General features: G+C 55.6%; 7 protein-coding genes and 1 other RNA gene. 1 reads left to right on the top strand and 7 read right to left on the bottom strand.

Annotated elements, in window-relative coordinates; all coding sequences use genetic code 11:
• The 4 genes from NHU87_RS17650 to NHU87_RS17635 form a co-directional block, all read right to left on the bottom strand.
• Positions 1-1,314: an McrC family protein gene (locus tag NHU87_RS17650; protein ID WP_253551178.1), complete on the bottom strand. Its 1,314-nt coding sequence runs from the start codon at positions 1,312-1,314 to the stop codon at positions 1-3.
• A complete protein-coding gene (locus NHU87_RS17645; RefSeq protein WP_253551297.1) occupies positions 1,311-2,894 on the bottom strand; it encodes an AAA family ATPase in 1,584 nt (527 codons plus the stop codon). The genes NHU87_RS17650 and NHU87_RS17645 overlap by 4 nt, the downstream gene beginning before the upstream one ends.
• 966 nt (positions 2,895-3,860) lie before the next feature.
• Positions 3,861-5,228, bottom strand: coding sequence for an AAA family ATPase (locus NHU87_RS17640; RefSeq protein WP_253551176.1), 1,368 nt, complete (start codon positions 5,226-5,228; stop codon positions 3,861-3,863).
• 171 nt (positions 5,229-5,399) lie between these two features.
• The gene (locus NHU87_RS17635) at positions 5,400-5,627 is read right to left on the bottom strand and encodes a hypothetical protein (protein WP_253551174.1); all 228 of its coding nucleotides are present in this window, start codon (positions 5,625-5,627) and stop codon (positions 5,400-5,402) included.
• A gap of 264 nt (positions 5,628-5,891) precedes the next feature.
• Here NHU87_RS17635 and NHU87_RS17630 point away from each other — a divergent pair, with 264 nt between their 5' ends.
• Entirely contained in the window at positions 5,892-11,270 is a 5,379-nt protein-coding gene (locus tag NHU87_RS17630; protein ID WP_253551172.1) for an AAA family ATPase, read from the top strand.
• 692 nt (positions 11,271-11,962) lie between these two features.
• Here the strand turns inward: NHU87_RS17630 and NHU87_RS17625 are convergent.
• The 3 genes from NHU87_RS17625 to NHU87_RS17615 all read right to left on the bottom strand — a co-directional run bounded on the left by NHU87_RS17625 (position 11,963) and on the right by NHU87_RS17615 (position 14,182).
• Positions 11,963-13,216, bottom strand: coding sequence for an integrase domain-containing protein (locus NHU87_RS17625; RefSeq protein WP_253551170.1), 1,254 nt, complete (start codon positions 13,214-13,216; stop codon positions 11,963-11,965).
• Positions 13,217-13,402: 186 nt separating this feature from the next.
• Positions 13,403-13,796: a transfer-messenger RNA gene (ssrA, locus tag NHU87_RS17620) on the bottom strand.
• A 98-nt stretch (positions 13,797-13,894) separates the two neighbouring features.
• Positions 13,895-14,182: a hypothetical protein gene (locus NHU87_RS17615; protein ID WP_253551168.1), complete on the bottom strand. Its 288-nt coding sequence runs from the start codon at positions 14,180-14,182 to the stop codon at positions 13,895-13,897.
• Positions 14,183-14,298: the final 116 nt, after the last annotated feature.

The following is a 14,298-nucleotide window of genomic DNA, read 5'->3' as shown; positions in this document are numbered from 1 at the left end:
TTATTCTCTCACCTCCAACGCGGCTTTGGAGGTTTCATGTTTCAGAGGAATACCGGCAGTGCCTGCGTCCAGCAAGCAGTCATTATCCAAATCAAAAGGTAATACCCACAAACTCATCCCATCACCGTAATGGAAAACCGGTAGCGCCTCCTGCAACCCTGACCAATACGGATAAATCAGCACCAGCTTCGGCACGCCTGTGCCTTTGCGATATTTATGGCCATAGGCGAACAGCTGATAGAAATCACTCTGCCTGAGGTCGTAGTTCTTCTCACGCCTGCGCATATCAATTCGTTTCCACTTTGTGTCCAGAATCCAGCGTTGCCCGGGCGTATCGATGAGCAAGTCCGGCTTCAAGCAGAACATCCGAGCGTTGTCGTGGCCGCACAGATACTGGCTGGCCGACTGAGCCTTTAACTTGGCAACTGGCTGTAACTGGTTTCGCAGCCAATTCTCGATGTAACGTTCAAACAATTTTTCCATAGGGAATAACAGGCTCATCCCCCGCCATCCGCCGCTCACGGCAATCGGCATCTGCTGATTAAGGATCAGCTCGCACCAAGGTTTGATTGCCTGGTAATGAGCCATCAAGCGATCACGACTCCAGGCACGTAAGTCTTGTGTCTCGTGCCGGCTTGCAGGCACTTCTGTCATTATGGTGCGCAGTTCACTCGCTAATCGCCAATTGGCGGCGTCCTTAGTGCTCTTTGCCACATGCTCCAACGCGAGTTTAAGCAAGCGGTTTTCCGCCCGGTTCGGCAGAAACACATCGTGACGAACCTGGAAGTGATGCTGCCGTCCCGGCGGCTGGCGAATCTGGGCCACTACATTGAGCTGCCCACGCAAAAAGCGCTGATCTTCTTCGACGCGTTGATAGTCGAAGCGAATGCCACGCTTTACCAGAAGATCCAGCTCACCCAAGAACTGTCCCATCACCCATTCCGTCAGTGGGGCATCGAATAGCTCCAGCCCTGCCACCGAAACCTGACGCGGTTTCAGCGATAAGGCCGCTTGAATTAACTTGCGCAGCAGGCTACGACTCTTGGCCTTGCAGCCATGCTTTTCAAAATGTTTGGGTAATATCTCCAAAATTGTGCCACAAGGCGTTTCAATTACACCTACATAGCTATCCCATTTGAGCGAGCGTCGACCTTCGACCTGCAGCAAGGTTGCGCCACCCTTACTAAAGCTTGCGCTCAGCTCGCATAGCCAGTCGAAGGCAGTTTCAGATATCTGCGCACAGTCGAGATCACCAGGCGCAACCGCAGTTGTCGTGAGCCTGGCGTACTCACGAACTGTGACGTGAGCATTCAAACCTCCAACCCCTCGTGCGACTCGACAGAAGCCTCGGCGTCGGTTTTACATGCAATCACGCCGGCATAAGCAGAGACACGGTTAAACGCCAACTCGTTAATACGCCAGACCTGATCCTGTGCGGGTACTCTTCCGCCGAACAACGAGTTGAGATCCAGGCTCTGGCGAAGCACAAAGCAGTCGGCTAAAGGCTTACGATGATCATTGAATACCCACTGGATGCGCTGCCAATCTTCAAAGAAATACTCCTGCAGTAACGGGAGCACCTGATTGCGGAAGATGAGCTCCAACTGCGCCAGGCTGGAGGTTTTCAGTAACGGCATAAAGTAGGCGTGTCCCAGACAATGCTCGCGATCCAACAGCACCTCGATGCGCTGGTTCATCACCCGTAACAGTTGGCCAATATCCACGCCTGCCACAGACACACCGTCCAGAAGCTGCGGCTGGGGCAACATCTCCTTGAATGTAAATCGACGTCGCAGAGCGATGTCCAGGCCAGCCAGTGATCGGTCGGCGGTGTTCATCGTGCCGATCAGGTAGACATTCTTCGGCACGCTGAAAGGCTTTTTCGAATAGGGCAGTTTCAGGCTAAGCGCCTCTTCTGCTCCCTCGCGTTTAGAAGGCTCGATCAGGGTGATCAGCTCACCGAAAATGCGCGAGACGTTACCCCGGTTGATCTCATCAATGATAAGCACATAAGGCACGTCCGTACTGGCGGTAACCACTGCCGGTTCAGCCGGCTGCACACCCTGCTGCTGCAGATAGGAAAGCAAATCTGCCCAGGTGAAACGGTTCATGGCATAGACAGTTTTCAGCGTGAACTGCCGGCTATCGTTGAGCGGTAGGATGGGCAAATTAATATCGCGATACAGCCAGCGCACCGAACGCACATGCTGATAATTAGCGATCACCCCGGCGGGTACCTGCTTTTCATAGCGATACTCACTCGTCACCACGCCAATCGAACCGATTTGCTCAGCCGAATGGATGCACAACAAAATGTCCCCTACCGCCATCTGCTCGGCAAAGTAATTGAGCGTGCCTTTATCCCCTGCGCCCAAGCTTTGGTAATACGGGTTTTGCTCGCAGTCCTCACGCAGATCGCCGGTCTTACCCCAACCAATGCGTGCTTCTCCATTAGCCAGGCAATAGCTCTTGCTGGGTGAGTTCCCAGTACCGTCAATGGAAATTTTCCATATCGCCGGGTTGGCCCGCACCCCTAGGTCAGTAGCCGGTCGCGTCCGGGCGTCATCACAAATGCGTTTGAATACGCCGGCGTCAATCGGGTATCTCAACTGTCCAGTTTCCGCGTCAGAGTCCGCTCGAATCCCCTCTACGAAATCTTCATAACTGAAGCTCTGGTGAAAGGTTACGAAGCGCACACGATCGGCAGTCACGAATCGATCGAATTCCTTCTTCAAGCGTTCGCGCGTATCGGAGTCACTGCCGCTGTTTTGCGCTAAAAATTCCGGGGCTAGAATCGCCAGCGCCTGGTTGATGGTAGCGTAGGTTTTTCCGGTGCCGGGTGGACCAAAAAGAATTTGATTAAGGGCGGGCTCTGTCGCGGGATAAGTTGTCATTACGTCAGGCTCTTCCTGTTCGGCTTGGCTATAGTTGCGGGGTACTAATCCTGTTCCGTTCAAGGTCAGTTGCTTATCCTTCAGTGCGTGGTCTACCAAGTCAAACCATGTGACCATATCCGCTAACGTGGGGTAGTGAGTCGAGTCAATTTCCCAGTCCTGCTCTTTGGCTTCCATCAGTGCGCGATGGTCCGCTATCCCACGCAACGAGCAACAAATTTTCCCGCCGTACCAGTACAGCGTGAACACAGGTTTACCTTTCAGGCTGTCCTGCGCACGAACACCAATACGGATATCCGCAGGGTTGATGTTCACCGTCCAGTGGTCGGCATGTGGGTATCGCTCGCGGAAACACTTAACTAACGCCCAAAACCATACCTGCTCTTCAGGTGTACCCTTACCCAATAACTGGAGCACCCGTTTATCGGCATAGCCGTCAATTGCGCTTTGTTGGAGGCATCGCTGGTATTCCAGCCACTGCCGCAATCCACTTTGCACGTTGTTACTGTTGCTGGAGCCAATTCTGGCGTGCTCACCACCCGGACCGTATTGACGGTTCAGCTCTTCCAGTTCTTCGAGGTCGTTGGTCAGCAGAACATTGCTGCCCAAATGCTTGGTGACCGTATTAACGCCAGACAGATAATTACTGGCGGTATTAAGCGTCTTCCCCTCACTGACCAACCATTCTTTAAATAGTTTTCCTTGCATATCGCTCACGGGGCTTTCTCCAGCATTGTTTCAGCTTCCGGCAGACTTAACTGACCGAAGATACGGTGGGGTAAGATGGTGTCGCGGAGTCGGGTTAGCGTTCTTTTAGCACCCCAAAACGAGCGGCTGCTATTGGCTTTGGATCCAACCGGTCGATGCAACAGATTGGCTAGCTAGTAATACTGGCCATTGTGATCGACGCGGCACATTCGTCTCTCGGTAGAGATGATGCTTCTGGAGAGGGGCTTTCTATGGCCTCTAATCATCCTTGAGGCCAATACCAGTAGGGACGCTTGATTGAAATCTACGGCTGCTGCCCATGGGGCTGGGACGCGGATTAATCAGTTGTTTAGGTACCTTCGCCTCATCCATCCAGAGTTGAACACCGTTTGTCTCTGCTAGCAGCCGCACATAGCCCCGGAGCATGTTTTCACTGAATTGATACCAGCCTGTTCGATTGTCGCTCATCTTCTTAAGTACTGAGCCGTGGCTGGGCTTGGTCAGCGTATTGAGCCGTTGGCTGAATTTTTTGCGATCGATCGGGGTCAGCTTTTCCTGTGGATTCGCGTGGTTTAGGTCGCGGATGATTCGCCCGTAGGACGCGTAGATACTATCGATATTGCGGTGCAGAATTGACGTGTCAGCAGACGCCCATAACGCATGGTGGAAGTCTTGGCTATGACGAGTCGTCGCTAAGTCGTATGGCTTGCGGATATGCTCCTGAACCGTTTCTACTGCTTTTTTTAGAGCCTCGTTGTAATGATTGAAATTGGCGATCTGCAACGTGTCAGGGTCATCGTAGATCGCCCATAGTAAATGCTCAGTGATCAGGTGAACGTAGTAGGGAAAGCCATCGCTGATGCCGGCGACCCGGTATTTGATCTCATCGTCGAACTCGATATTGAAGGCTTCGAGTGCTTCCACCAGGATGTCCCAACGCGAGTCCCAGGAAATAGGTGACAGCTGTATGGGGAATAGTTGGCGAATGCTGGATTGATGTCCTCCGAGGACGTCGTCTAGGGACGCTGCGATACCGCTGAAAATGATGGGAACGTAGATGCCTGAGTCGCCCATTTTTTTCAAGAATTCGGCGAATTTGTACCTTTCCTCAGCTTCTTGAATCGCGTCAAATTCGTCGATGACGATGATTGGTTTTTCCGAATGTATCTCCCTGATGTCGGATATGACGTTCAGAGCCTGTTCCATGTTGCCTACTGGTGGCACTTCAGGTTTGAACGAGGATTTGACCAGCAGCTCAAAGCTGAAAAACTTGAGGTTAATCCCGGTTTTGGCCTGAATCTCTCTGCTGTCCAAGTTTTCGACCAAGCTCGCAGCGATGCTTTGCATAATCTCGTAGAAAGTGCTCGTTCGCGTACATCCGATCTGAATAATATCGGAGTCAGAGGACTGGTATTGCAAAGCAGCAGTCTGTGCGAGGGACGATTTACCAATTCCGCGATCACCGTAGATGAACATGTGACGGCCTTTGGCGAAAAGAGCACGACGGATTTCTTCAAGCTCCTTTTGCCGACCCTTGAGCAGCTCAATGGAGCTGATTGGCTCTGCTGGACGTACGTGTGCGTGGACGGTGGTGCCAAACTCTTCCTCTGAGTAACCTTCAATCATCGCAATTCTTCTCGCTGTGATAAGCGCAGGCGGCACTGCGCCTCGTGTGCAGGTTTTGTCGCATAATATCACTCTGGCATGATGAATCGGCGTCAAAGTCGGTCTTGCACTGTTATCACCATTTAGAGGAAGCGACACGTCTAGACATTTTCGTCAATCGCAGTGATCCGCTCAAAAAAGAGATTGGGTACTCAACTCGCGCTTTCCAAAATCGAGGTTGGGTAAGCAACAATGCGAGCCAGGTGACTGCTCCTGGCCGATTTCTGCTTGTCCCGAAGAGTCGTTTTTACCTGTCGTAACCGGGTGGTCGAAAGGCATTGCTGCGGTGAAAGGTGCTATGACCTTGTATGCGAGTGCGTCAAGGCGTCGGGTGTTCAGGTGGCCGAGTTCGGCGTCCACTGCGTGTACACCATTGGCACGACCAATACCTTGGAGCACGAGGCCAATATCAGCACGACCAAGCTCTAGGACAGGCGCTACTCATGGCCGAAGGGTTGCAGCCCATATCTACTTTTCTTAAGAGTGTCCCGTGATACATTCGGCTTTTTTGAAGGCGGCCTCTGGCTGCTATGTAGGATATAGCCTCCTTCACAAGAATCGTCGCTTAGCTGGTGTGAGCCGAAAGCATCATTTTTATAATCAGACGAGACACACGGACAAAGCATGACTTCGCCTGAACTCACCGGCGGTGCCGGATTTACCTATGAAGATGCGGTCGCAGCTCATTACCTCGCAGCCATGATCGGCGGCACGACGGCGGCGGGCCTTGATGCGAGGATCGTGCAGCGGGTGGCCCAGCAGCAGGCCGACTTTGGCGAACCACTAGACGACGTGATCGTGGATGCGGTTTCTTTGGCCGACGGATCGGTCATGCGGTTATCGCTACAAGTTAAGCGTTCGCTCACAATCTCGGGGGCGGAGACCAACACTGACTTTCGCGAAGTGATCCAGCGCAGTTGGCAAACTTTGCAGAACCCCAACTTTCGCGAGAGCGTGGACCGTGTCGGAGTGATTACGGGAGTGGTAGCGGAAGAGCCGTCCCGGGCTTTCACCACTGTATGCGAATGGGCGCGGGCCTCCGATACAACGGCAGTCTTCATGCATCGATTTGCCGAGGGTGGGAACTCCTCAGCCGCCCACCGCTCTGTGGTCGAAGCTGTTCGAATGATTGCACAGGTTACAGGCGTATCACTGACCGACGATCAATTGTATCGCCTGCTTTTGCACTTGGTGCTGATCCGATTTGACTTCCTTCACTCCGGATCGACGCATGAAGCGGAGGCTATTGTTAGCCTGCAACGCGCGCTGGTGCCGACGCAAGTTGCACGTGCCTATGACTTGTGGGGGTTGCTGCGCCAATCCGCTCGCGATGGCGCTGGTAGCTGCGCCGTACATACCCGTGCATCGCTGATACGCTTTCTGGCGGGCTGGCGTTTCATCGGGGCCCCCGCGTTTATCGGTGACATGCAAATCCTTCGTGACAACACGCGCAACTGGCTTGCCCAGCAGGCAGACGATATCGGGGGAACTCACCTCAAGCGCAGAGTGCTGCGCGACAAGCTCGGTGATCAGATAACTGCTCACCGCTTGACCCTGATCAAGGGCCTGCCAGGCACCGGAAAGACGGTGCTATTGCGCGACCTGTTGCAAGAGCTGGATGTCGATGGTACTACCTTGTTCCTCGCCGCCAACCGGCTCTCGGGCCGCAGTTGGTCGGAGCATGCCCGGTCGATTGGTTTGGCGACCACATCAATCGAGTCGCTGCTTGTAGAAGTTGCCGCTACTGGGCATGCCACTTTGCTCATTGATGGCCTAGACCGCATTGCGCCGGAGCAACGCGCGATTTTGACTGACTTGCTTGGTCAGCTTCTAACGAATCCGACGCTTTCCGATTGGCGCGTAGTCGCTACTGCGCGCGACACCGGCATTGAGCCCCTGCGCAATTGGGTACCTCCAGCGCTGCTAAACAACAGTGGCGTCGGCTATGTCGATGTGCAGAACTTGTCGGACGAAGAGACCAGCTTGCTCGCAGACTCGCTGCCAGCGCTGCGGCCGCTCCTGACTGGCGGAAATGAGCGCGTACTCACGCTGGCGCGCCGTCCATTCTTTGCTGCCGTACTAGCACGGGGTTTTTCGCGGTTGGCTTACCCCTCCGGGTTCGAACCTCAGTCGGAGGTGGACCTTGTAGAGGCCTGGTGGACGAGAGGCGGCTATGACGCCCACGCGCCTCAGGCCTTGGCGCGACAGCGGGCATTGGTTGAGTTGGCGCAGTGTAGTGCGCCCAACCTGGGCCGAAATGTTCGCATCCGCGACCTTTCGACCGCGACCCAGAGTGTGCTCTCCGCCTTGGAGGAGGATGGTCTAGTGCATCAAGTACGTACGGGCCATACAGTGCAGTTCAGCCACGACATCTTCTTCGAGTGGTCCTTCTTTCACCTGCTGCTGGATCAAGGGGACGAGTGGATCGCAACATTGACCGCAGCCGGTGAACCGCCTGCCTTGGCGCGGGTGGTGGAGTTGCTCGCTCAGGCGACTTATCTCGTCCCTAACGAGTGGTCGCGCGAGCTCCAAGCGCTAGAGCGTGCTCAGGTGAGGCCGCAGTGGTTACGCGCTTGGCTCGTGGCGCCCGTATTCAATCCAAACTTCCTCGAGCATGTCGAAATATTCGCTACCACATTAGCGGCAAACGGCCACCGACTGTTCGGAAAGCTCCTGGTATGGATGCAGGCCGAGAAGACAACGCCCAATCCAATGGTGCTGTCTGGAGGATTCGGTGGCAACCTAGAAGCTGCCGCACGCATCCGTCTTGCGGACTTGTTGGGCTGGCCGTCGGACTTCGCAGCATGGGGCCGCTTAATCACATGGGCAATCGAACACACTGAGTCGATACCAGACACACTCCTCGGGGACCTCATCACACTGTTCGGAACCTGGCAGGTCGCTGTCGCGGATTACCCCAACGCAGTATCGCAGCGAATTGTGGCGCAGTGTTCAACCTGGTTGCACGCGATCGAGGACGAGCAGGCGGACCGCCGTTTCAGTTGGCCGGCGAACGATGCCTCGCCTCGCCCGAGAGCCCCTACGCATTTGGTGGCGGAATTGCGAGCGTTGGTTTTAAGGGCCGCACGAGCCTACCCGACTGTCGTGGAGGCTTATCTTTGCAAGGTCGAGACAATTGAGCGTTGGTCAGATAGCGCGTTCCGCGAACTCATGACCTATGCGCCAGTGCTGGCAGAGACCCATCCGGAGCAGTTGGCGCGGGTAGCACGGCACTGGTTCTCAGAGGAACTGCCTGACGACACGTCGATACGATGGCGCCGCGAAGCTGATGAGCATTATCGCCGTCGCCAGGAAGTCGAGGCCATCTCTGCGGAGAACCGATCTCGGTTCGATAAGCTGGCGCTCTCAAGCTCGTCAATCATGCACCATTCGTTCTCCCATCACGATTGGGAGCGGTTATCGATCGGTGGCGACCATCATGGCTACTTTCCCGCCTCGCCGCTGCGCGAGCCGTTCCATTCATTGTTAACTCGTAATCCGGCTATAGCACTCGCACTCATTCGCGACGTCACTAACCATGCGACCACTGCATGGCGTCAGTTGCATCGACACTGTCATGGCAGCTCGACACCTCTGCCGCTCGTGATCGAGTTTCCATGGGGGCCGCAAGAGTATTGGGGAAGCAACCGGCATTACATCTGGTTCCGCGGCCATGGTGGGCCGCAGGTCGTGGAATGCGCGCTAATGGCGCTAGAACGTTGGGCCATTGGGCAACTCGATGCCAGTCGCCCATTGGACGACGTGCTGCAACAGCTGCTCGAAGGGCACATTAGTATTGGAATCCTGGGTATTGCGGTACACCTTGTCTTGCGAGAGAAACAAGTATCGCCAACGACTTTGGCGCTGCTGAGTAGCCTTCGACTATGGCGGGTCGATATGAGCCGAAAGCTCGAGGAGTACCAACTTCAAAGTGCCGGGTTGATTGGGTTCGAAAAGGGGAGCGCTGATGAGCATCACCGACAAGCAGTTGCCGACAACCTCAAGATGAAGTCGCGCTTTCTGGAATTACGCGACCTTGTACCTCTTTTCGTCCTCAGCGACGACGCGACCCTCCGGAACTCCTGCCGTCTGGCTCTTGACGATTTTCCGAACAGGCTTGAATTCACCTACCAAGAAGAGGCGGGGGACCTCGAGTATGTGGCGGAATTGCGTGGCACGGCTGAACTTTGGTCCGAGCTGGGGCATGTCGAAAACTACACCACCAAACCGATCCCCGGTCGCAGCGATGCGGTCCAAATCTCGGTGAGCAGTCCTCGGCACGAAGCTCCCGAGGTGCTAGCGACCATCCAGCGCCATGCGCAGGTGGCACGGGAGACGGAGTTGTGGCTATGGGTCGACCAATGTTTCACCTCGCGCCACTGGGCTGCGGGCTTCTCTGTCGACGAGGCCGTCGAGCGCGCGAGGGAAATTGATGAAGCGAGCACTGAGAGCCGGTCAACGTCACTGATGCCAGGCAATGGGCACTTGGAAGGCACGGTTGCAGGAACAGCGGCAGTGGTGATTTGCTTTGCCGACGCGATCATGCATGAGGCTTGGGCCGATGCCATTATCGAACGCTTTCTCGTTACGGAAGACGAGATGTTTGACGACACGTTTGCCGGATCAGCGATCCCTTGGCACCCAAAGATCTTCGTGGCGCATGCGTTGGCGGCGCGTATCAAGTCTGGCCGTGAACTAGTTTCCGACCGCGAAGCACTCTATCGTTTGATCGCGCACCCGCTTGATGCGGTCTCGCTCGTTGCCCTAGCCGGCGTCGCTGGCTGCTGGGAACGCGATGCGCGGTTCGCCTGGTGTGGCTTCAATCTTGGGCTGCGGTTGGCACAGCTCGCTAGTAATCGAGACATGTACAAGCTCGATGTTGAGGCTCGGCGGCAGATAAAGTCAGACAGACGTGCCGCGATTTTGGAAGTAGCTCTCGAAGAGTACCGCGAGCCAGGCCTGTTGCCCTCTTGGGTGTGCCCACGGCCTTCGTGGGTACAGGTCCCTCAGGATGCTGCAAGTCAGCAAGTTATTGATGAAGATGAGGAAGACGGTTGGCAGAGCACCGATGATCTGTGGGACAGCCAGTATGCCGCGAACGTCTTGCAGAAAGTACCTGTAGCGGCGGTTATGGCAAGCACGGCTCGCGCGCAGTATGTCGATGCCATCGAGGCGTTTGTTGGTTGGACACTCGACACTATTGACCCAGTGTGGCGAACTCCGCAGCGACGGTCGCGCGAGCGCAGCAATAGTAACTTGTACGAGTGGCAGAATCAGCTGAGCCTGATGATGGCAAGCGTTGCGCCTTATTTTCCTGCTGACGAGATCCAAGATCGGTTGCTGATGCCAATCCTCGCGCAGTCCGACGAGATTGCAATGCGGCTGCTCGCGCCATTTACTTGTTCGGTAGTCTGCCGCGATGTCCTCGATGCGCCTGAGCTTCGGAATGACACCTTACAACTGCTGCACACCGTGCTTGAACGGACTCTGGAGAACCGCGACCTGCGCCGCTCAAAATACAACGACGGACGCATTGGCGGCTTCGATCTACCAGGGCTAGTGAAGTCACTGCTCTTCGTGGATGTCGAACACGCCCCTGGCGCCGCGCGCTTTGCCAACAACCGCTGGGACGATCTCGGCCAAGTGATGCCGCTTGTAGATCGCATGGTGCGCGTCGCTGGTTGGAACCCTTATGTCGCACGCCAGTTTATCTCACTGTGCGAGCGTTCCGGCGCTGCCTACCCTGTCGAAACGTTCGCCGATCAGGTGCTGGCCCAAATCGTCGATGGACGCCTGCCTGCAAGCTGGAAAGGCTCCTCGGTACCATCCGCTATTGCGGCTCTGGTGCAGGCGCACGCTGACCGATTGCATCCGCTACCGGCTCCTCTGGCCCGCAAACTGCTGCAGGTGCTTGATGCGCTGGTCGATCTTGGCGACCGTCGCAGCGCGGCTTTACAACAGAGCGAGTCCTTCCGCGGCGTGTGCCTCGCCGCGTCAGCCTGACGTGATCTATACAGACGAGGGAAGAAGGCTGGGCCCATGAGTGCGCCACTCACAGGGTATCCCTGTTCGGAGTCTGTTCCGAAGTGACTGTTTAACCGGCCGCCTTGTATGGTCGCTTTTGGCCGATTTTGTTGAAAAAGTAGGTTTTTTCAGAATGCCGTAGGATGGATCGGTGAAAGCGCTCTTCAGCACGCTTCTACGTGAAATTTCAGCCTGAAAGGCTCTGCGGACATTCAGGATTTCAATCTCCGACGCGGACTTTTCTGCTTTAGAAAACACGACCGACTTTTTCAACAGAATCGGCCGGTTGCAGTCCTTCAGTGCTTGGCTGACGCACTCCCGCGGAGTGGCACCCGCTGACACCCATCAACTGCAAACGGCTGGTCAGCGCGAATGCAAATGACTGGTCAAGTCGGATGCAAACAACTGGTCAGTGGCAATGCAACTAGGTGGTCAAGTGAGATGCCATAACGCAGAGCCCATGCGAGTGGGAATGCGGAGCCTTCCCGCCCGCATGGACTTAGTCAAAAGGCCCCAAGAGCAAGGCTTGCAACGGCGACAGTCGCCACTTTTGTCGCCATGCTGCAGGCCAGGTATTACGTGGGTTGTCGCCGGTGTCGCCGCTGTCGCCAAATCAACCATCACTCCATCTGGGGAGTCATCCTCGGTTACCAGCAGCGTCCGGTGAGCGCTCACCGTATCGGCACGACGTTGTGGTCCCTGGTTTGATTGATCGCAGATGCCGACAGGTTGCCAGTGGCCGCTTTCTGGATGTGCTCACTCCACCAAGCCATCATCGGTCTCCGGCGTTCGATGTAGTCCGCTCGGTTGTAGGCACTTCGGACTTCGTCCTTGTCGACATGCGCCAGCGCGACTTCGATCAGCTCCGGATCCCAGCCATGCTCATTCAGGATGGTGCTGGCCATGGAGCGCATGCCGTGGCTGACCAAGCGGTCCTGGAAGCCCATGCGTTTCAACGCCATGTTGGCGGTCTGGCTATTGGCGTGGGTGCGCGGGTTTCTATCTGCCGGGAACACGTATTCCCTGTGACCACTGTGGGGCTTGAGCGCCTCCAGTAACGCGAGTGCCTGTTCGGTCAGCGGGATGGTGTGCGAACGACGCTTTTTCATGCGCTCCGGCGGGATGGTCCAGATACGTTTGTCGAAGTCGATGTCTACCCATCGGGTGGTGGCCGCTTCGGCAGGGCGGGTCATGGTGTGCAGTTGCCATTCGATCAGGCAGCGGGTGATCCGCTTGATGCTGGCATTCGCGATTTCCAGCATGAGCTCCGGAAGTTCATCAGGTGCAAGCGCAGCCATGTTCTCTTTCTTCGGCTTCTTGAATACCGCCCGGATACCGCTGAGGGGGTTCGCGAAGATCATTCCTGAGTTGACCCCGTAGGTCATGATCTCGTTGAGCCGTTGGCTCAGTCGCTTCACTGTTTCCAGGCTGCCTTTGGCTTCGATTGGGCGAAGGAGCTTGATCACCATCGGTGCGTTGACTTCCGAGATCGGTGTCGATTTCATGCTCGGAAAAACGTGCAGTGTGAGTGAGCGCCAGATGTCTTCAGCATACGCCGGCGTGACCGAGTCCTTCTTCAGCTCGAACCAGGCGGTGGCCACATTCTCGAACGTGTGTTCTGTCTCCGCTCGTTTGGCTTGCACCAGCTCGTTGCGTTGAGCTTTGGGGTCGATGCCTTGCGCCAACAGCTCTCTGGCCTCAACCGCTTTCTTCCGGGCTTGCGCCAGAGAAACCTCGGGATAGGAGCCGAGCGCCATGTTGATTCGATTCTTGGTAACGGGATGCCGGTAGTTGAAGTTCCACTGCATCGAGCGATTGACCCGGACGCGGAGCTGAAGCCCATCACCATCGGTGAGGACGTAGTCCTTGTCTCTGGGTTTGACAGCCTTGAGCTGACGGTCCGAGAGGGCGGTTTGAGCGCACATGAGAAGTACTCCATGTCACCTTTTGGTATTCCCAAGATTAGCGCTGGGTAGCCGGGAATACCACTGGGAATACCAAGTCGGCTGGAACTCAAAAACGATCTATGGAGCCCAGTAGCGCTCAAACCCTTGATTTCACTGGATTTCAGGCACAAAAAAGACGTCCGTGGACGTCTTTAGATGATGAAGTGGTGGAGCCGGGGGGATTTGAACCCCCGTCCGCCAGTACTCCGCTGTCGGTACTACATGCGTAGCCGTGTCTATTAAGTTAACCCTCAGCGACCCGACGGGCAGGGTGCTTTGGGCGAGTTGTGTAAGTTTTAGCCGCTTCGTCCACAACGTACTGCACGGCGATTCTGTTCTATATGACAATCACTTTGGGTTTACAGACATCCCCTGATGATTGCTGGACCCGAAGGTGCCAGGAGGGAAGGGCTAAGGCTGCTTACGCAGCGAGAGCGTATTCCCCGTAGGTTTCGTCATTGGCAACTATAGAAAGTTGCAACAGTGGATTTACGAGTTCTGTTACCAACTCGGCATGCACCTAAAGTTTCGCAACCGGCGTCGAATCCTAAACGGCCCCGAACTCATTGCTCTGTACATCTGAGTGAGCAACAAGCGTGCACAGTGTACGCCAACGCGGCTCAGAAGGCCAACCCGTAGGTTGGCCCTCAGTGGTTATCAGGTTTTATCGCCTTTGTCCTGGTTCTGTATTTCCTGCAGGGTTTGAGTGGTTTCGGAGATGCATTTTTTGGTGCCTTCCTCGGTGTTTTGCGCCTGGTAGGCCTTGGCCTGCTGGACGCTGGCCTCGACGCGAGTTCTGATTTCCGGCGTCAGAGTCTGGGTCTTGGCATTGGCAATGGCTTGCAGGTTGGTCGCACAGAGATCGTCCGAACCGCCGGCGGCAAACGAGGAGGACGCCAGCATTGAGGCAGTAACGAACAGACCTAACAGTACAGAGCGTTTCATATATATCTCCTTGAACTGAGGGTCCAGGCATCGCTGGCCATCAGGACGGGCTGCCAATTTTGGGAAAGGTCCCACGTTCGCGGGACTTGATCAGTGGACTGCGACGGTGCGTCAGG

It is taken from the genome of Pseudomonas mandelii, from assembly GCF_024138395.1.
Lineage (GTDB): Bacteria > Pseudomonadota > Gammaproteobacteria > Pseudomonadales > Pseudomonadaceae > Aquipseudomonas > Aquipseudomonas mandelii_E.
This window is presented reverse-complemented; position numbering and strand designations above follow the sequence as displayed.